The 402-nt window shown below is 38.8% G+C and carries 1 pseudogene; it reads right to left on the bottom strand.

Annotated elements, in window-relative coordinates:
* Positions 1 to 79 precede the first annotated feature (79 nt).
* Positions 80 to 322, bottom strand: a pseudogene (locus AB4384_RS18915) (hypothetical protein); the annotation flags it as partial.
* Positions 323 to 402: the final 80 nt, after the last annotated feature.

The following is a 402-nucleotide window of genomic DNA, read 5'->3' as shown; positions in this document are numbered from 1 at the left end:
TTCGTCTATTCGTCTATTCGAGCAGAGCTTAAAGAAAAATAGAAAGCGAACAAAGGTATAAGTTAGTAAACTAATTAGACTAGTTCGTCGCTTTTGAATCTGATGAATTAGCTGCTTTCGTTGCTTCTTCAGCAGTTTTCTTACCAAATACCGTATCCATCATAAAACCAATACGCTTAGCTGCATTACCAAATTTGTTTGGGTTAGCCGTGTATGGGACTTTAAATTCTACTTCACCTACTCTTTGTCCGTTCTGATAAGCATTGATCTCCGCTTGCTTTAAGAACAACGCTAAGTCCCAGCTCCAATGGCCTTCATACTCCCAGGGCGGGATCGCACTTTGTTAACAAATATGATCTAATAGTGCTAAATCCACAATCACACAGCCATTTTGAACTTAAT

The sequence above is a fragment of the Vibrio sp. 10N.261.51.A4 genome (genome assembly GCF_041471945.1).
In the GTDB taxonomy this organism is placed as follows: domain Bacteria; phylum Pseudomonadota; class Gammaproteobacteria; order Enterobacterales; family Vibrionaceae; genus Vibrio; species Vibrio crassostreae_C.
The sequence above is the reverse complement of the archived record's forward strand: the minus strand, read 5'-3'. Positions and strand labels throughout refer to the sequence as shown.